Annotated in this window: 18 protein-coding genes; 7 read left to right on the forward strand and 11 right to left on the reverse strand. The window is 55.5% G+C overall.

From position 1 onward, the window contains the following. Positions 1–71 precede the first annotated feature (71 nt). Entirely contained in the window at positions 72–1,298 is a 1,227-nt protein-coding gene (locus E3E36_RS05160; RefSeq protein WP_167894807.1) for a DUF58 domain-containing protein, read from the forward strand. Continuing rightward, positions 1,295–1,717, forward strand: coding sequence for a hypothetical protein (locus tag E3E36_RS05165; RefSeq protein ID WP_167894229.1), 423 nt, complete (start codon positions 1,295–1,297; stop codon positions 1,715–1,717). Before E3E36_RS05160 ends, E3E36_RS05165 begins: the two co-directional genes overlap by 4 nt. On the opposite strand, the gene E3E36_RS05170 is transcribed toward E3E36_RS05165, so the two are convergent. After that, positions 1,714–2,547, reverse strand: coding sequence for a carbohydrate kinase family protein (locus tag E3E36_RS05170; protein ID WP_167894808.1), 834 nt, complete (start codon positions 2,545–2,547; stop codon positions 1,714–1,716). The genes E3E36_RS05165 and E3E36_RS05170 overlap by 4 nt on opposite strands. Before the next feature lie 159 nt (positions 2,548–2,706). Here E3E36_RS05170 and E3E36_RS05175 point away from each other — a divergent pair, with 159 nt between their 5' ends. Both E3E36_RS05175 and E3E36_RS05180 read left to right on the forward strand, forming a co-directional pair. Beyond that, positions 2,707–4,203 (forward strand): carboxypeptidase M32, encoded by a 1,497-nt coding sequence (locus E3E36_RS05175; RefSeq protein ID WP_167894230.1) that lies wholly within the window; start codon positions 2,707–2,709, stop codon positions 4,201–4,203. Positions 4,204–4,233: 30 nt separating this feature from the next. Continuing rightward, entirely contained in the window at positions 4,234–4,377 is a 144-nt protein-coding gene (locus E3E36_RS05180) for a hypothetical protein (protein WP_206203476.1), read from the forward strand. Here E3E36_RS05180 and E3E36_RS05185 read toward each other — a convergent pair. Continuing rightward, positions 4,370–4,720, reverse strand: a complete 351-nt coding sequence (locus E3E36_RS05185; RefSeq protein ID WP_167894232.1) for an ASCH domain-containing protein — start codon at positions 4,718–4,720, stop codon at positions 4,370–4,372. The two genes, E3E36_RS05180 and E3E36_RS05185, sit on opposite strands and share 8 nt — an antisense overlap. A gap of 19 nt (positions 4,721–4,739) precedes the next feature. Next, positions 4,740–5,852, reverse strand: coding sequence for an NAD(P)/FAD-dependent oxidoreductase (locus E3E36_RS05190; RefSeq protein WP_167894233.1), 1,113 nt, complete (start codon positions 5,850–5,852; stop codon positions 4,740–4,742). A gap of 62 nt (positions 5,853–5,914) precedes the next feature. Here E3E36_RS05190 and pcp point away from each other — a divergent pair, with 62 nt between their 5' ends. Both pcp and E3E36_RS05200 read left to right on the forward strand, forming a co-directional pair. Next, positions 5,915–6,517: a pyroglutamyl-peptidase I gene (gene pcp, locus E3E36_RS05195; RefSeq protein WP_167894809.1), complete on the forward strand. Its 603-nt coding sequence runs from the start codon at positions 5,915–5,917 to the stop codon at positions 6,515–6,517. A gap of 38 nt (positions 6,518–6,555) precedes the next feature. After that, positions 6,556–8,568 carry a DUF460 domain-containing protein gene (locus E3E36_RS05200; RefSeq protein ID WP_167894234.1) on the forward strand — a complete coding sequence of 671 codons (2,013 nt, stop codon included), beginning with the start codon at positions 6,556–6,558 and terminating at the stop codon, positions 8,566–8,568. An 82-nt stretch (positions 8,569–8,650) separates the two neighbouring features. Here E3E36_RS05200 and E3E36_RS05205 read toward each other — a convergent pair whose 3' ends face one another. Further along, the gene (locus tag E3E36_RS05205) at positions 8,651–8,959 is read right to left on the reverse strand and encodes a transcriptional regulator (protein WP_167894235.1); all 309 of its coding nucleotides are present in this window, start codon (positions 8,957–8,959) and stop codon (positions 8,651–8,653) included. A gap of 4 nt (positions 8,960–8,963) precedes the next feature. Beyond that, on the reverse strand, positions 8,964–9,578 hold the full coding sequence (locus E3E36_RS05210) for a hypothetical protein (protein WP_167894236.1): 615 nt from the start codon (positions 9,576–9,578) through the stop codon (positions 8,964–8,966). Positions 9,579–9,827: 249 nt separating this feature from the next. Here E3E36_RS05210 and E3E36_RS05215 point away from each other — a divergent pair, with 249 nt between their 5' ends. Further along, positions 9,828–10,586: a hypothetical protein gene (locus E3E36_RS05215; protein WP_167894237.1), complete on the forward strand. Its 759-nt coding sequence runs from the start codon at positions 9,828–9,830 to the stop codon at positions 10,584–10,586. Here the strand turns inward: E3E36_RS05215 and E3E36_RS05220 are convergent. From E3E36_RS05220 to E3E36_RS05245, 6 genes are all read right to left on the reverse strand, one after another. Continuing rightward, on the reverse strand, positions 10,577–11,566 hold the full coding sequence (locus tag E3E36_RS05220; RefSeq protein ID WP_167894238.1) for a TIGR00269 family protein: 990 nt from the start codon (positions 11,564–11,566) through the stop codon (positions 10,577–10,579). The genes E3E36_RS05215 and E3E36_RS05220 overlap by 10 nt on opposite strands. Before the next feature lie 64 nt (positions 11,567–11,630). Then, a complete protein-coding gene (locus tag E3E36_RS05225) occupies positions 11,631–12,764 on the reverse strand; it encodes a site-2 protease family protein (protein ID WP_167894810.1) in 1,134 nt (377 codons plus the stop codon). Positions 12,765–12,846: 82 nt separating this feature from the next. Beyond that, positions 12,847–14,193 carry a nucleotide sugar dehydrogenase gene (locus E3E36_RS05230; RefSeq protein WP_167894239.1) on the reverse strand — a complete coding sequence of 449 codons (1,347 nt, stop codon included), beginning with the start codon at positions 14,191–14,193 and terminating at the stop codon, positions 12,847–12,849. Further along, complete coding sequence (locus E3E36_RS05235) at positions 14,190–15,140, reverse strand: UDP-N-acetylglucosamine 3-dehydrogenase (protein WP_167894240.1); 951 nt, start codon at positions 15,138–15,140, stop codon at positions 14,190–14,192. Before E3E36_RS05235 ends, E3E36_RS05230 begins: the two co-directional genes overlap by 4 nt. Positions 15,141–15,163: 23 nt before the next feature. After that, entirely contained in the window at positions 15,164–16,267 is a 1,104-nt protein-coding gene (locus E3E36_RS05240) for a DegT/DnrJ/EryC1/StrS aminotransferase family protein (protein WP_167894241.1), read from the reverse strand. Positions 16,268–16,269: 2 nt separating this feature from the next. Continuing rightward, entirely contained in the window at positions 16,270–16,899 is a 630-nt protein-coding gene (locus E3E36_RS05245; protein ID WP_394353039.1) for an acyltransferase, read from the reverse strand. Between the last annotated feature and the right edge of the window lie 37 nt (positions 16,900–16,936).

The following is a 16,936-nucleotide window of genomic DNA, read 5'->3' on the forward strand; positions in this document are numbered from 1 at the left end:
TGCAGGCCCAACCCCCGCTCTATGGTCATTCCGTCCCGGTCGAGGAAAGGGAGGAAGAGCCTACGGACAAGATGCTCCCAACGGAGAAGGCAGAGGAGATTCTCATCGCACTCTGGCTCATCGTTATGTTCGCCTTCCTTCTCCTGCGCTGGGAGCTGGTCTATCTGACGCTTCCGATAATCTGGCTCCTCTTCGTGGCAGTGTTCTTCTTCAAACCGCGCCTCAACGTTGAGATAGAACGCCTGATCCCCCACAACCGCTTCCTTGAAGGGACTGAAATTGAGATAGTCCTCAGGATCAAGTCCCATGAGAGGATACCCACCCTGAAGATCACCGAAGACATACCCCCCGGCTTAGAGCTGGTGGAGGGACACAGAGAGCACGTCCTCTCCCTCCGGCCGGGAGAGGAGAGGGAGATAAGGTACAGGGTTCGCGTCAGGAGGGGAATCCACGAGTTCAACTGGGTAAAGCTGCGCTACCGCGATCCATTCGGCTTCTTCAGGGTTGACAAGAAGATAGACGTCTACAGCGAGATAGTGGGCGTTCCAATAATCACGGACGTTCCAACGCCCTACTCCACCAAGGGAACGAAGATAACCGTCGGCCCACTCCCTTCTCCGGGGGTCGGTGAGGGGGTTGAGTTCCACGCAATCAGGGAGTACCAGCCGGGAGACCCGCTCAAGATAATCAACTGGAAGGCCACCGCAAGAACGGGCAGAATAATGGCCAACGAGTACGAGAGCGAGCGCAAGGTTGATGTCGTCTTCATAGTGGACGCATCCTACACCGGCAGGCTCGTCTTTGACCACCTCGTTCGCGCTGCGGCTTCCCTCATGCTCAACGCCCTCAACAACGGAACCAGTTTTGGTCTCCTGCTCGCGGAAGACGTTCCGCTCTGGATTCGCGTTGACTACGGCAAAAGGCACTTCTTCAAGTGCATAGACTTCCTGAGCACCGCCAAACCCGACAAAAACAACAGGATAGCCTACCAGGTCGAGCACCTGATAAAGGCACGCTTCCCTGCTAAAGCCCAGCTGTTATACTTCTCCCCCCTCCTCACAGAGGAGAGCAGGGAGGCGCTTAAAATAACGGCCCGGTACGGCTACAACGTCGTGGTCATAAGTCCGAATCCCTACACCGCCGTCGAGCCGAAGAGCCGCGAGGAGGAGCTGGCGGTGAAGCTTCTGATACTCCAAAGGAAGGCGATGCTGATGAAGATGTCTGCCTACGGCATCATTATCGACTGGGATGTCAGAAAACCTCTGGAGGCGGCGATAGCGGAGGTGGTTGGGCTATGAAGATTAAGAGAAGGCTCTATTCCCTCATACCGCTGGTTCTCCTCTTCGTTCTTCTCGGGATGCTCGACATCAAAACTCTCCTGCTGGTGCCGCTGGCCCTCATGGCCCTTCAGTGGTACTTCATCGGCACGCTTTTCCTGCTGGCGACGGCGGTGTTTCTCATCTACACGAAAACGGGCGGTCTCTACGGTCTGACCGTAATGGCGCTGACCCTGCTTGCCCTTGAGATGGGCTATCTTGACAGGGAGCGCGCTCCAAGGGATCACTACCTCATCCTGATCGCGGCGGTGGCAATGTCCTTCCCGACCTATTTGCTGATGTCAATGCTCTCCCCCGCGCTCCCAAGGTTTGAGGTAACTGCACTGGCCGCTCTGCTCCTAGTGGTGCTGTACCTCTTTGCCCGGTTTGCGACGTCTTAGATGCTCCAGCTCCCCGTTTTTTTCAGAACCTCCCTGGCCCTCTCCAATCCTTTTTTAACGCAGTCCTCAACGGGTGCGCCCCTAGAGTACATCGCCAGAAAGCCGCCCGCGAAGGCATCCCCCGCACCGGTGGGGTCAACGATTTCCTCGGGGCTTATAGGGAGTGCCGAAAACTCCCTGAACTCGCCATCGTAGACGAGAACCCCTCTCTCACCGCGCGTTATTACAACCAGCCTTGCTCCCCACCCGTGCAGTATTTTAGCGGCTTCTTCCACGGTTGGAGCCTTAGTTATCGTCAGAGCCTCTCTCTCGTTGGGGAATACCACTTCGACCCTTGAGACTATTTCCCTCATGAGGCCGGTCTTTTCGGCGTAGTCGTCGATGTAAGTCGGGTTGAAATCGAGGCTTACCGTTTTGCCTTCGAGTCTTTTTAGGGCTTTGAGCTGTTCCTCCGGCGGAATCGGGGCTATGTGGAATAGGCTGGCGTCCATGTATTCCTCCGGAATTGGGGTTTCTCCCATGTTCTGGGCAACCCCCATGTCAACCGGCGCATCCACGGTTCCATCTTGGTGGTAAATCATGTATATGTGAATCGTCCTGCCGGGCAGGATTTGAACGCCCCTAATGTCAAGAAGGGAGGAGAGCTTTTCGAGCCATTCCTTCGGAAAGTCCTCACCCACCTTGGTTACCAGACCAACCTTTGCACCGGCCAGCGCGGCGGAAGTGGCCACGGCCGCCGCTGCACCCCCGGGGTACAGTATCTCGTCCTTTTCGGGAAACCTGATGTGGTCTATTGAGACGTGGCCGAGCACCGCCAGGTCAAGCTTCATGATCATCACCAGCACTCGCTTTTTCACAGACTTGTGCCCACCCCTTTAAGCGATTTCCGGTCTGAGTAATCGGCTTCTACCCGCACGTTTAGATGAACGTCGAAAAGGTTAAAAGAGCCGGAGCGGAAGCTTTTATCAAAGAAGAACGGGGTGGTTTCAATGGAAAGTGTTTTCCAGAACGAGACCGTCAAGCAGATTCTTGAGAAGTACAGGCGCATCTGGGCAATCGGCCACGCCCAGAGCGTCCTCGGCTGGGACATGGAGGTTAACATGCCCAGGGAGGGCATCCTGGAGAGGAGCGTCGCCCAGGGAGAGCTTTCAGTTCTCAGCCAGGAGTTCCTCCTCAAGCCGGAGTTCGTCGAGCTCGTCGAAAAGGCCAAATCCATAGAAGGCCTCAACGAGTACGAGAGGGGCGTTGTTAGGGTTCTCGACCGCTCGATAAGGATAAGCCGCTCATTCCCGCCGGAGTTCCTGAGGGAGATGAGTGAGGTAAGCAGCCAGGCAACGAAGGCCTGGGAGGAGGCCAAAAAGAGCGACGACTTCTCCAAGTTCGAGCCGTGGCTCGACAGGATTATAGATCTCGCAAAGAGGGCCGCTGACTATCTCGGCTACGAAGACGAGCCCTATGATGCTCTCCTTGACATGTTCGAGGAGGGCCTCACCACCCGCGAAGTCGAGAGGATGTTTGAAAAGCTGGAGAAGAAGCTCAAGCCGCTCCTTGAGAGGATAATGGAAGAGGGTAAAGTCCCGCAGAGCCACCCACTTGAGAAGGAGAAGTACGAGCGGGAGTGGATGGAGCGCGTAAACGTCTGGATACTCCAGAAGTTCGGCTACCCACTCGGCGTGCGTTCAAGGCTCGACGTCTCAGCCCACCCCTTCACCACTGAGTTCGGTATCCGCGATGTCAGGATAACCACCAGGTATGAGGGCTACGACTTCAGGAGGACTATCCTCAGCACCGTCCATGAGTTTGGTCACGCACTCTACGAGCTCCAGCAGGACGAGAGGTTCATGTTCAGCCCGATTGCGGGTGGAGTAAGCCTCGGCATCCACGAGAGCCAGAGCCGCTTCTGGGAGAACATCGTCGGCCGCTCGATGGAGTTTGCCGGCCTCATCCACCCCGTCCTGAGGGAGAATCTGCCCTTCATGGCGGACTACACTCCGGAGGACGTCTACCTCTACTTCAACATGGTCAGGCCTGACTTCATCAGGACTGAATCAGATGTCGTCACCTACAACTTCCACATCCTGCTCCGCTTCAAGCTCGAAAGGATGATGCTCAACGAGGGCGTCAAGGCGAAGGATTTACCGGAGCTCTGGAACGACGAGATGGAGAACCTCCTCGGCATAAGGCCCAAGAGCTACGTCGAGGGAATCCTCCAGGACATCCACTGGGCCCATGGAACGGTCGGCTACTTCCCGACCTACAGCATCGGAACGCTCCTGGCGGCACAGTTCTACTACCATATGAAGAAGGACCTCAACGTGGAAGAGCACATCGCCAATGCGGACTTCGAGCCGATAAAGGCCTGGCTCCGCGAGAAGGTTCACAGGTACGGCTCAATCTACCCGCCGAAGGAGCTGCTTAAGAAGTCCATCGGCGAGGAGCTGAACCCGGACTACTTCATAAGGTGGGTAAAGGAGAGGTACCTCTGAATTTTCCTTCCTTTTTGGGTGGTTCGTTTGGTGAAGAAAGATAAACCGAAGTCCAACGCGGACAACGGCTACGCTTTGAGGCGTATCTTCGGGATACTTGACGAGGGGGAATACATGGCGGCCAAAAAGCGTATCGACGAGATTGAAAGGGAGTTTGAGGGGTTCGCTAAGTGAGCGGCTCCCCAACCCACCCGACTGGCTCGACCTCTATGGCAGCCACACCGTACTTTTTCTCCTTCTCCTCGGAGTAGAAGCGCCTATAAACCCTTACTCCTTCCTCGATGCTCTCCACGCCGGGCAGGACGTTCTCAAGGCCCTCCTTCCCCAGCATCTCACTGAACGACGAGTAGACCCTGATATCCTTCACCACGCACATCAGCTTGTTCTCGAAGATTATCGTATCTCCCGGCCTTATTCTCTGCCTTTTCTCGTCGTATAAGCGCCCCTCGACCTTCTTCCTGCCCTCGGCTATGGCCTTCAGGTACTCCTCCTGGAGACCCATCCTCCACGTCGCCATGCCACCACCCCCGTGCCTTTCAGACGAGGTAGCGCACTATGGACGGGCTGATCCTTATGAGCTTTGCGAGGAGCTTGGGCCTCCTGAGTATCGCTTTGGCAGTCTTCACGTGGTCATCGAAATCTGCCTGTGTCTCAATGACCTCCCTCGCCTCCTCGGTTCCGAGAACCTCAAAGACCCTCTCTATGTCCTCCTGGCTCATGCCTTTGAAGACCCTTCTGAACCTCAGGCCGAAGCTGATCTGCTTTTTCACGAAGGAACAGCCCCTCTCGTATTCCCCCGGCCTCCCGTCCAGGAGGGCCCGCCTGAGGGCGTGGGCGCAGAACATGCCGTAAACTATGCCCCCCGCCGTCGTCGGCTTTATCTGGAGCGCGGCGTCGCCTATGAGCGCAACGTTGCCCCGCACCCAAGGCTTCCTCCAGCCGAACCCAACCGAGCCGGCCTTGAACTCTACTATGGAGGTGGGCCTGAGCATCCTCACCCTGAGGAAGCGGTTGAGTGCCTCAATGCTCCCGAGGGTTCCCACTCTCGCCAATTCTTCATTCACCGGCGCCACCCACATGAAGAAGTCCCCGTTTAGGTCCTTGTTCACCCACACCTCGACGAAGTCCTTCTTAAAGTCCCCTACAACTTCCACCTCGTAGCCGCTTAAGAATTCTGCGTTCGTCTTTGCCCCGATGGCCTTGGCGACGGTGCTCGAAACGCCGTCAGCCCCAACGTAGAAGTCTGCCTCGACCTCGAGCCTCTCCCCGAGGTGCTGTAGAACTGCCTTCCCGTTCTTGAATCCCTGAAAGGTCGTCGCCATGTAGTACTCTGCTCCCCTCCTAACTGCCCTTTCCGCCAGGCTTTTCTCCAAGACTTTCCTGTCGACGAGATACGCCTGCGGTGTTTTCCTCTCTATCTCGAAGCTCTGTATCCTTGAGTAGAAGGCCGCCCCGCGGAGTCTGTTCAGCACGGCCTCCTCTGGAAGCCCGAGCCTCTCGTAGTTCGCGGCACCTATTATTCCGGTGCACGCCTTTCCCCCGAAGGAGCCCTTTCTCTCGACGACGGCAACGCTGAAGTCCCTCGCGAGCAGGCTGGCCAGGTAGTTTCCGACGGGCCCGCCGCCGATGATAAGAACGTCGTACTTCATCCTCACCCCTCATCCGGAGTAGCTTTTAAACCCTAAAAACCTAACCTTTCCCGGTGGTCGAAATGAAGGTTCTCGTTACGGGCTTTGAACCCTTTGGGGGCGAAGAGATAAACCCCTCGTGGGAGGCTGTCAGGGCCCTTCCAGAGGAAATAGAAGGTGCGGAAGTAGTGAAGCGCCAGCTCCCAGTTACCTTCAGGGGAGTCCGGGAGATTCTCCCTAGGCTCATCGTTGAGGAGAGGCCCGACGTGGTTATCCTGACGGGCCAGGCCGGCGGGAGGCCGAACATAACTGTCGAGCGCGTTGCAATAAACGTCATGGACTCGACGATGCCGGACAATGAGGGCTTCACTCCGGAGGACGAGCCGGTCTTTGAGGGTGCCCCGGCGGCGTACTTTGCAACCCTGCCGGTAAAGGCCATCGTGAGGGCTTTGAGGGAGGAGAAAATCCCTGCAGGAGTTTCGAACACCGCAGGAACCTACGTCTGCAACGCGGCGATGTTCACGGTTCTTCACACGATAGCCGTTGCGGGAATGGAGACGAGGGCGGGATTCATACACGTGCCCTTCAGTCACGAGCAGGCCCTCGACAAACCGAGGCCGTCAATGGCCCTGGATACGATAAAGAGGGCCATTGAGATCGCGGTTAAAACCTCACTGAGGGCCTGAAACCTTTTTAAATCCCTTTTCCTACCCCCTACAAACCCATGAGGGTGAGGCCTATTCTAATCCTCGGAGTGGACATAATAAGCGAGAATCCCAAAAGGTTTGCCGTCGTGAGCTGGTTCAATGGACGGCTTGAAAGAAAGGGTGAGTTCACCTTCTACAGGTTAATCCGCTTCATCCAGAGCAAGAGGCCGGACATCGTGGCCATCGACAGTGTTACCGAGCTGGGGGACGATCTGAGGAAGTTTCTCCGTGCCCTCCCAGGCGGCACGAAGCTCGTCCAGGTGACTGGGAGGCCGGGCGAGCAGCGCTCCCTTCAGAGTCTGGCAAAGGAGCATGGAATACGGATAACCGATAGGTTCGACCCCTACGAGGAGGCGAAGCTGGCTGCCCTTCTCGCGAGCAAGGGTGTTGGCTACGAAGTTCTGGCCTTCGAGGACGAGGTGATAATCAAAGTTACGAGGGGCAGGAGCCACGGGAAAGGTGGTTGGAGCCAGGACAGGTACAGGAAGAGGATTCACAACCTCGTTCGGGACAAGGTGAGGGAGATAGAGGAGAGGCTCAGGAGGGCGGACATACCCTTTGACCTGGAAGTTGAGGAGAAGGACTACGGTCTGGCCAAGGGGGAGTTCAGGGTCTACGCCAGCAGGGAAGAGCTCGCGGGGCTGATAAAGCCCATGCGCGGGGGAGACGTCGAGGTCAGGATACAGCCGGTGGAGAGGGCCGAGCTCGGGTTCACCCCCCTCAGGGGCGAGGAGGCTGTGCGTGAAAGGCGGAGCATCATAGTCGGCATTGACCCCGGGATAACCGTTGGGATAGCCGCGGTTGACCTCAGCGGGAACATCGTGGCCCTCTACAGCGAGAGGAACATGCCAGTCGGCGAGGTTTTCAGGTTCATAAGCAACGTCGGACACCCCGTTGTTGTGGCCACCGACGTGAACCCGGCCCCTGGCTTCGTCGAGAAGATAGCCCGCTCCTTCAAGGCCAGTCTTTTTGTCCCCAGGGAAAGCCTCCGTGTTGAGGAAAAGAACGAACTTCTGAGGGGCCTCGGTGTGAGCGTTGACGACGACCACCAGCGGGATGCCCTGGCGGCGGCCTACAAGGCCTACCTGCGGCTGAAGCCCAAGCTGGAGCACGTGGATGCAAAACTCCGGGAGGCTGGACTCGCCAGGAAGGCTGACGAGGTTAAGGCCCTCGTCATTCAGGGCTACAACCTAGGCGAGGCCATGCAGAAGGTTTCCGTGAGGGAGAGGTATAAAGGGGAGAGGACAGGGGAAAGTTCTGAACCGGTCAGGGAGAGCGTTGACCTCCGACCGTACATAAGGCGCATACGTGAGCTTGAAAAGAGGATCGAGATGCTGGAGAACGAGAACCGCGAGCTAAGGGAGATAATCAAAGAGCAAAGAAAGGTCATCGGCAGGCTTGAGAGGCGGCTCGTCGATTACGACGAGGAAGTGAGGAGGAAGGTTCTCCGCGAGAGGGAGCTTGAGGCCAAGGTGAGGCGCATCGAGATCCTTGAGAGGCAGCTCCGGGAGGCGAAGGTGGTAATAGAGAGGCTGAGCAAAGATCTGGTCCAGATGAAGCGCATGAACGTGGTTGAGATAAGGGGCTCTGCCGTCCCCCTCAAGGTCATGGAGGTTCTCAGCTGGCGGGAGCTTGAGAGGATTGAGAGGGAGATAGGCATAAAGCGCGGTGATGTTCTTTTTGTGGTGAACCCCGCCGGTGCTGGAAGGGCCATAGCCGAGGAGCTGGTCGAGAAGGGCATTAGGGCCCTGATAACCGAAAAACCCCTCCCCCAGACAGTTGCCGAGGTTCTCCGTGAGGCCCACGTGCCGTTCTTTTCGAGTGAGGAGCTTGACGTCAGGCGCGTTGACGAGTTCGCCGTCGTTGAGCGGGAGACCCTTGAGGGGGCCATCGCGGAACTTCTGGAAAAGTGGAAGCGGGAGGACGAGGAGAGGGAAGCAGAGAAAATCCTCCGCCTCGTGGAGGAGTACAGAATAGAACGCATGAAAGAGCTGAGGAGAAAGGCAGATGAGGAAACCCAGCGGCACTGAAAGCCTCTGATTTGGGGCAAAATAGTGGATGGCATTGATGCTCTTCCCGGGCTCTGGATGGTCCGCAAAAAGGGATATTCATTCAGGTTGGATGATTAAACTGATTCAGCACGGTTCTCAATGTTCTGAGGTATTTTGAGGTTTCTTGGGCTCCTTTTTCCGTTATCCGTACGGCAGTTCGTGGCCTATCCGCGAAAACCTTGTATGTTTCAACGTAGCCGGCCTTTTCGAGGGCCTTCAAGTGTGAATCGAGGTTTCCAGGGGTTACCTCCAGCACCCCAAGGAGCTCCTTGAATAGAACCCTCCCCCTCGGCAGGAGGTAGAGCATGACACCCAGCCTCACCGGATTTCCGAGGACGTGGTTCCTGCTCAGCTCTCTGAGGGCCTCCATGCTATCACCGCTCTATTGCCCTGAAGGCAGAGTAGATGTAGGCGAGCACCGCCAGGGAGAACCCCAGTCCCACGAGAAAGCCGGCCCAGGCCATCGCCCCCGATCCCATGCCCCTGGCGAAAGGTACCCCCATGGCCGGAACGAGGAATGCCGGGATTATCTCGCGCTCGATTCCGCCGTACCTCGCGAAGACCAGCCACATCGCAAAGACCGAGAAGGATATGAAGCTCAGGAATCCAACGGCCATGCTCGCCTCCGCGTTGACCCCGAGGTGCATTCCGGGTATGATTCCCCACCCGAGGACTATCCCCGTGATCCAGGAGAGAGCTATCAGAATCCCCCCAGTTGTTGAGATCTCCGCCTCCCTTCCCGTAACCCGCCCAAGCTTCTGAAGCCGCTTCCATATCCTCCCGGTAAAACCCATAGCAACGATGAAGGCAACGGGCCAGTAAACAAGGTTGAACTGCCATGGCAGGTCAACGACTCCGATGATGGCGTAGTAGAACAGCATCACAGAAAGCCATATCCCGAAGTTCATCGCCCCGTACATCTTCCCAGCTGCTATCAGCTTGCCTTCGACCCTCTCAAGCACTTCCTTTAGTTCCTTAACTTCCTCCATACGTCTCACCCGTTGAGAATAGGGCGGCGGATTATTTATAGAGTGGGGTTTCTCTGGATTTCAGAGTCCCTTGGGTCTTTCCTCACGGTGGCTTTCGGCGGTGTGCCAGCACTTTTCCATAAATAGAACAACCTGTTCTCTTCGTGTCCCTGCGTCCCCTGTATCCCCTCAACCGTTATTACAGAAAGGCTCAGACTCCAACAGTTAAAGATAAATACCCCTTACGGTTATAATTCTAGGGGTGGCGCCATGAAGCTTCTGAGCACGGGGATTCCTGTTCTCGACGAGGCCCTTGGGGGCGGCCTTTTGGAGGACAGCAACCTTCTGATCCTCTACAGCCAGTACTCCAGGGGGTGGGCTCTGGCTTTTGAAATACTGCGCAACAGGATGGCCATGGGGGACGTAGGGGTGATCCTCGACTCTGTTCTCCCGCTGTCCCCGCTGAAGATGGAGCTGGGGGCTATCAACTTCGACATCGAGCGCGAGGGCGGGAGGGGCTCCCTTGCGGTTATTGATATATTCTCGTCCTTCTATGGACTGAAGTACTCCGAGGACTTCGTGTACACCGATACCAGCATTGACGTTTCCACGTTCCTCCCCAAGTACGTCCGTCTGTACCGGCGCGTTCTGGAGGAGCGCATCGGCGAAAGAAGGCCCGTTGGGGTGGACGTAACACTTGACGGCCTGACGTTCCTGCTTGGAAAGGACAATTTTATCAGGGTGTTCCAGCGCCTCATGGCACTGAAGGAGAAGTCCCGGATAACCGAAAAAAGGAAGCGGCCCATAAACATATTCCTCTTAAACACGGGACGGGCATCTGAGGACGTAATCTCCTGGATGATACTCTACAGCCAGTACGTGATAGAGTTCGTGCCATTGAGGGATTCCTCGGAGGAAATGATGTTTGTCAGGGCCTCCCCGTTGCCCAGTTTCGACCCCACCAGAGGCATCTGCCGCTTCAGGTTGGTGAAGGGCAGGCCGGAGCTGACGCCGGTATATCAGGTGTGACCTTCCTCTCGTGCCCTCCCCTCTGGGGTGTCCCTCTCCGTTTTTCTACTCCCCACCTGCAATCTGAACTGGCAGGCCTTGCATATCTCGCCGGTCGTCGGCTGGCCGCAGATTTTACAGCGCTTCAGCTCGCTCGTCCTCTTGGTGTAGGTCTTCGCGATGAGCGGGAAGAGCTTGTCGTAGCTCCTCAGTATCTGGTACTTCGTGCCGGGATGCCTCTCCTCCATCTCGTTTATCCAGTCCCGGATCTCGGCCCTAAAAGCTTCCACCGCGTAGGGGCACTCGCTGAAATCGACCTCGATGTCGTTCAGGATCGCGTAGAGCACGATCTCCTTCTCGGGGATCTCCCTGAGGGGCTTTATCCTTGGAACCAGTTCTGGATGTATCTCCTCGTAGTAGGGGCCAGTTCTCCCGAGGCGCGCTATGTCTCCCCTCATGATGTTCATTATGAACATCTGAACCTCGTCGTCGAGGTTGTGGCCGACGGCGAGCTTGTCCGCCCCGACGTCCCTGGCGGCATGGTTGAGCAGCCACCTCCTCCAGACGCCGCAGTAGGAGCATGCACCAATTCTCTCCCCCTTTTCGAAGCTCCCCATTATCTCGACCGTCTCGTCGAGAGTGAAGCCGATGTGGTTCTTGAATGAATATATCCGGTGTTCTATCCCTAGCTTCTCGGCGTTCCTCCTCGCTATCTCGACGCTTGGCGGGCGGTAGCCTGCTATCCCCTCATCGATCGTTATTGCGACCAGCTCGAAGGGGAACTTCTCGCGGAGCTTCGCGAGGAGGTGCATGAGGACGACACTGTCCTTCCCGCCGCTCACTCCGACGGCTATCCTCTCACCCTTCCCGATGAGGCGGTACTTCTTTACGGTCTCTTTGAACTTCTTCTCGACCATCTCGTTGAAGTGTTTCCTGCAGTAGTACCTGCCCGTGTAGCGTGCGTGGTAGACCGCTTCACGGCCGCACTTTGAGCACTTCATTGCCTCACCGTTCCCAGCTTGGAGCGGCCCTTTAAAAGGTTGCTGACAGGGAATGGCGGGGGGCTCAGCCCGCGAGGTTCATTACTGCGGGCCACAGATTGAGGGCCAGCAAAGCCAGGCCCACCCCTATGGTGAAGTACCTCACAGGCCTCGCCACTCTCTCTGGCAGGTACGCCCTTACGACGTCATCAAGCATCCTACCGCCGTCCAGGGGGACCAGTGGGAACAGGTTCATGAGCCCTATCCCCAGGTTGAGGACGTATATCCAGTAGAAGGCGAAGAACAGCGGGAGCACGAGCCGCTCCATCCCTATCTTGGATACAACGTTCTGGGAGGGATATATACCGAGGTAGCCCTTCGAGGGGTCATCCGGATGGGCGCCGAGCTTCACCTGGAGGCTCAGCTCCTCCCCGCTCCTGAGCACTGTCAGAGTGACCATCTGGCCCGGCTTTGTTGTGTTCATGAACCCGATGAAACCCTCAAGGTCAGTGATTTTCTGGCCGTCCATCGCCACAATGACGTCCCCCTTCTGGAGGATCCCGTAGGCGGGCCCGTCATCCAGAACGCCGGAGACCAGTATTCCCGCCGGCTGGAGGAGGGGCGAAATGGCCAGGTTGATGATTAGAACGGCTATGAGTGCTGTGGTAATGTTGGCGAGGGAACCTGCGCCGTACACCCTGAGCCGGGAGCGGAGCAGAGCCTTTTCCAGCTTCTCCTCGTCGGGCTCCACAAATGCCCCAGGTATCACCGCGAGAAGGACGAGGCCGACGGACTTGAGGGGCAGCCCTTCTGCCCTCGCCGCTATTCCGTGGCTCAGCTCGTGGACGACCATGACGACGGCGAGGCCGATCAGGCCGTACCAGAGGGGTATGGTCAGGCCGGGGATGACGAGCTGAACCCCCGCCTGCTCACCGCCCGTCTGGATGGTTTGCAGGGCGGTTTTGAAGAGTGCGTAGAACACGTAGGCCATTCCCATGAAGCCGAGTGCTATTCCAACGTCGGAATAAACCCTCCAGAAGCGTCTGTTTTTGCCTGCAACCCTGTCTATAAGGCCTAGAAGCTTTTTGGTTCTCCACATGGCGATGAACATGTCAACTGACAGGCCCTCTTCCTTCTCCTCTTTCCTTCCGAAGAGGGCGTAGAGGACTGTCCAGAATACCGCGATGCCGGTGATTGCCATGATGAGGGTGCTGTTCATTTGGGTCACCTAACCGATTTTGGAGGGGGCGGTTTAAAAATGTACTCTTCTTTCAGTATCAAACTGAAAAAAGAAGATGGCCTTATTGTGTTCTTCCCACTCTTAGGTACACGAACCCATGTTTTTGGGCTTCTTCAGGCTTAAGAACGTTTCTTCCATCAACTATCACTTTGCTACGCATCTCTCTGGTCAGCCTCTCAAGGTCTAGCTCCTTGAACTCCCTGTGATCCGCTGTTATGACGATGGCATCAATCCCCTTGAAGTCCTCCTTCCACTCGGCGCCAAAGCGTTTCGCGTCCTCAGGAGTGCACAGTGGATCGTAAGCGTAAACGTTGGCACCCCACTCTTTGAGTTCTTGAATGATGGGCTTTGCCGCTGCCTTCATGAACTCCCTGACACCGCCCCTGAATGTTAGGCCTAGGACTAAAATATTGCTTCCCTTCACAGGCCTCCCGACCTCGTTCAGGGCCTTGACAGTAAGCTCCACAACGTGGTACGGCATTGAGTCGTTTATCTCTCTGGCCGTCTTGATTAGGAGTGGGTTAGTCTTTTTCGCGAGATTTATCACGAACCAGGGGTACACAGGAATACAATGGCCTCCCACTCCAGCACCGGGCATATGCAGATGGCAGTAGGGTTGTGTATTTGCCGCCTGAAAGACTTCAAGAGCGTCAAGTCCGTGCTCCTCGCACCACATTGCCAGTTCATTGGCGAGGGCAATGTTCACGTCCCTGTAAACGCCCTCAAAGACTTTAACCGCTTCGGCGGCCTTGATCGAGCTCATTGGAATAACACCCTTCCTGTTGATGGTCTCGTAGATACCAATAACTGCTTCTAGTGTTTTCTTGTCGCTCGCTCCCACTATCTTCGGGTACTGGCCGGTTATGTCTCTGATGGCAGTTCCAGTCATGGTTCTCTCTGGAGCGTGAGCGAGGCCGAACTCGCCGAGCTTGAGTCCTGACTTTTCGAGAATTGGGATGAGGCTCTCAGTGGTTCCTGGTGGCATAGTTGCTTCGGTAATGACTATGTCCCCCTTTTCAAGGCCTTGGGAAATCTTTTCAGCAACATCGTAGACTGGTCCGAGCTTTAAGTTGCCCCTCTCATCGGTTAGAGTTGGTACGAGGATTATCATGACGTCCGCCTGTTTAGCGGCCCAGACCCCGTCGGTGGTTGCACTCAAGCGGCCGGCTTCAACGTTCTTCTTGACCAGTTCGTCAAGTCCGGGCTCTTCTTTAACGTGGTTCTCTCCGCGGTTGATCATTTCAACGACTTTCTCGTTAATATCCACTCCTATAACCTTGGCTCCATGGTCTGCAAAGACTGCGGCCAGAGGCAGGCCCATCTTGCCCATTCCATACACGGCTATTGTGACGTTTCCCTCTTCAATAGCAGCTTTAACTTCGTCCCTATTTAATCCAATGAGCTTCACCCTCCCACCTCCAAAACCTGGCCGGTTCTTGCGCTTTCCTGAGCGAGAAGGGCAACCCGAAGGGCATGGATTCCAGCTTCACCGTCGACTATCGGCCGTTTTCCTTTTTCAATACATTCTATGAAATGTTCCAATTCGTTTCTCAACGGTTCTCTCCTCAGAATCTTGGCTTCTTTTATCCATTCACTGTTATAGAGTCTGAGACGCTGCTCTATGTAGTCGAGATAGGCTATTCCTCCTGTTCCAACGACAGTGAGGGTTCTGGTCTTGTGGGGTGTCAGCCAGTTGGTCTCCACTATGCCACTTCCATCTTCGAATCCGAGTGTTATGAGGGCATGGTCTTCGACACCTGCAGGATGAACTACGTTTTTGGCCCTTGCATAAACCGTTCTGACGGGTTCATCAAAAAGATGGCTTATGATATCTATGTCATGAACCGCGAGGTCTATTATTATGCCTACATCCCTTATTCTTGCTGCCATTGGACCAACACGTTTGGCGCTTATTGTGACCAGCTTGCCGAGTTCTCCCTGTGAGATCAGCTCCTTAAGCTTTAGAACAGCTGGATTAAAGCGCTCTATATGCCCCACCATGAGAGTTATCCCTTCTCTCTCAGCCGCCTCGATTATTGCCTGAGCGTTTTCGATATTATCCGCTATCGGTTTTTCCACTAAGACATGGATGCCTTTCTCAATGAATTCTAGTGTGATCTTTTTGTGGAGGGAAGTAGGAACCGCTATGCTAACGGCATCAAGGCCTGCCTTGGCGAGCTCCCGGTAGTCAGAGTACGGGACCGTGTTGAATTTCTTGGCGAGTTCCTTGGCTCTCTCAAAGTTTGCATCGGCAATGCCAACAAGCTCAACCTTCCCTTCTCTCGCCAGCTTTGAATAAACCCTCACATGATGCTGTCCCATCATGCCAACACCAACGACGCCAACATGGAGCATTTCCACCACCGGAATAAATGGGGTTAAGAGGCGAGCTCCTGGAGGTTTTCCAGTATGTACCTGACGTCTTCATCACTAACTGCGGGGTGAACTGGCAGGCTCAGGACTTTTTTGCTCGCTTCTATCGCGTTCGGGCAGCAGTCCTTCTCATAATCAAGCTTCTGGAAGAGGGGTTGCCAGTGGACCGGCATCGGATAGTGAACCGCTGTTCCAATGCCCCTCTCGCGGAGTTTGGCCATCAACTCGTCCCGTCCCAGGGGGAAGTCGTCCTCAACGCGGATGACATACTGGTGGAATACATGCTTGACCCTTGAATCAACGTACGGTGGAGTTAGACCCTTGATCCTCCCAATGCCTTCGCTCAGTCTCCTGGCGTTCTCTATACGCTCCTCGTTCCATTCGTCGAGCTTCCTGAGCTGAATCCTTCCCAGAGCACCGGCAATGTTCGTCATTCTGAGGTTGTAGCCGAGCTCCACGTGGAGGTACTTTTCAGCCTGTCCGTGGCTCCTGATGAGCTTGGTCCTTCTCGCGAGCTCGTCATCGTTAGTGACGACCATTCCTCCCTCGCCGGTTGTCATGTTCTTCGTTGGGTAGAAGCTGAACGCGGCAACGTGCCCGAAGGTACCCACTTTTCTGCCCTCAAACTCGGCCCCATGCGCCTGAGCGCAGTCCTCTATCAGGTAGAGGTTGTAATCCTCGGCTATTTCTTGGAAGGCCTTAATGTCCGCAGGCTGGCCGTAGAGGTGGACGACGAGTATCGCCTTTGTCTTGTCCGTTATCTTTTCTAGGACCTCATTTGGATCGAGATTGTAGGTTTTTGGGTCAATGTCGGCAAAAACGGGCTTTGCTCCTTGGAAGAGGATTGAGGTGGCTGAGGCTATGAACGTGAATGGGGTTGTTATAACTTCATCACCGGGCCCTATTCTGAGGGCTTTTAGGGCAACGTCCAATGCCGCAGTTCCGTTAGCGACCGCTATTCCATGATTGGCACCGAGATAGTCGGCGAACTCTCTTTCAAAGGCTTCAACTTCCTTCCCGTGGGCGAGCATTCCGCTCTTTAAGACTTCAACGACGGCGTTTATCTCCTCATCCCCGATGAGGGGCTTGGCGATGGGAATGCTCCGCATTTTCAGCACCCCTTATCTTTTTCCCTCAAGTACCGTTCGTAGTCTTCCTTCCTCACCCTAACCTCTTTCCCGCAGTGGGAGCACTTGAATATCACGTGTTCCTCCTCTTCTCTAATTTTTTCTTTTAACTTCCTGCCGCAGTAGCAGACGAAGCCCTTCAACCTGGCGGGATTACCATAAACCAGCCCAAAAGGCGGGACGTCCTTGGTTACAACTGCCCCGGCCCCGACCATTGCGTATTCCCCGATTGTCACGCCGCAGACTATGGTTGCGTGGGCCCCTATGCTTGCACCCTTCTTCACGAGGGTGGGCACAACCTCCCAGTCTTGGTTGAATGCTCTCGGGTAGAGGTCGTTGGTGAATGTCATGTGCGGGCCGAGGAAGACGTCGTCCTCGACTTTAACGCCGTGATAAACGCTTACCCCGTTCTGGATTTTCACGTTGTTGCCTATCTCGACATTAACGTCAATGTAAACATCCTTTCCGATGTTGCAGTTCTTGCCTATTTTTGCCCCCTGCCTAACATGGGCGAAGTGCCATATCCTCGTTCCTTCCCCAATTTCAACGTTCTCCTCAACAACAGCCAGAGGGTGGACGAAGTATTCTCTGGATTTTTCAGACACTTTAATCACCGAGGATATAGAGGGAGCATAATCATATAAGGGTTAT

Origin of the sequence: Thermococcus sp. M36, from assembly GCF_012027355.1 — an archaeon.
In the GTDB taxonomy this organism is placed as follows: Archaea; Methanobacteriota_B; Thermococci; order Thermococcales; family Thermococcaceae; genus Thermococcus.

Excerpts from the sequence above, each read along its gene's own strand:
- E3E36_RS05215 (WP_167894237.1), top strand. The coding sequence starts at position 9,828 with ATGAAGCTTCTGAGCACGGGGATTCCTGTTCTCGACGAGGCCCTTGGG.
- E3E36_RS05225 (WP_167894810.1), bottom strand. The coding sequence starts at position 12,764 with ATGAACAGCACCCTCATCATGGCAATCACCGGCATCGCGGTATTCTGG.
- E3E36_RS05170 (WP_167894808.1), bottom strand. The coding sequence starts at position 2,547 with ATGAAGCTTGACCTGGCGGTGCTCGGCCACGTCTCAATAGACCACATC.
- E3E36_RS05235 (WP_167894240.1), bottom strand. The coding sequence starts at position 15,140 with ATGCTCCATGTTGGCGTCGTTGGTGTTGGCATGATGGGACAGCATCAT.
- E3E36_RS05165 (WP_167894229.1), top strand. The coding sequence starts at position 1,295 with ATGAAGATTAAGAGAAGGCTCTATTCCCTCATACCGCTGGTTCTCCTC.
- E3E36_RS05175 (WP_167894230.1), top strand. The coding sequence starts at position 2,707 with ATGGAAAGTGTTTTCCAGAACGAGACCGTCAAGCAGATTCTTGAGAAG.
- E3E36_RS05205 (WP_167894235.1), bottom strand. The coding sequence starts at position 8,959 with ATGGAGGCCCTCAGAGAGCTGAGCAGGAACCACGTCCTCGGAAATCCG.
- E3E36_RS05190 (WP_167894233.1), bottom strand. The coding sequence starts at position 5,852 with ATGAAGTACGACGTTCTTATCATCGGCGGCGGGCCCGTCGGAAACTAC.
- E3E36_RS05240 (WP_167894241.1), bottom strand. The coding sequence starts at position 16,267 with ATGCGGAGCATTCCCATCGCCAAGCCCCTCATCGGGGATGAGGAGATA.
- E3E36_RS05185 (WP_167894232.1), bottom strand. The coding sequence starts at position 4,720 with ATGGCGACGTGGAGGATGGGTCTCCAGGAGGAGTACCTGAAGGCCATA.
- E3E36_RS05160 (WP_167894807.1), top strand. The coding sequence starts at position 72 with ATGCTCCCAACGGAGAAGGCAGAGGAGATTCTCATCGCACTCTGGCTC.
- E3E36_RS05200 (WP_167894234.1), top strand. The coding sequence starts at position 6,556 with ATGAGGGTGAGGCCTATTCTAATCCTCGGAGTGGACATAATAAGCGAG.
- E3E36_RS05220 (WP_167894238.1), bottom strand. The coding sequence starts at position 11,566 with ATGAAGTGCTCAAAGTGCGGCCGTGAAGCGGTCTACCACGCACGCTAC.
- pcp (WP_167894809.1), top strand. The coding sequence starts at position 5,915 with ATGAAGGTTCTCGTTACGGGCTTTGAACCCTTTGGGGGCGAAGAGATA.
- E3E36_RS05210 (WP_167894236.1), bottom strand. The coding sequence starts at position 9,578 with ATGGAGGAAGTTAAGGAACTAAAGGAAGTGCTTGAGAGGGTCGAAGGC.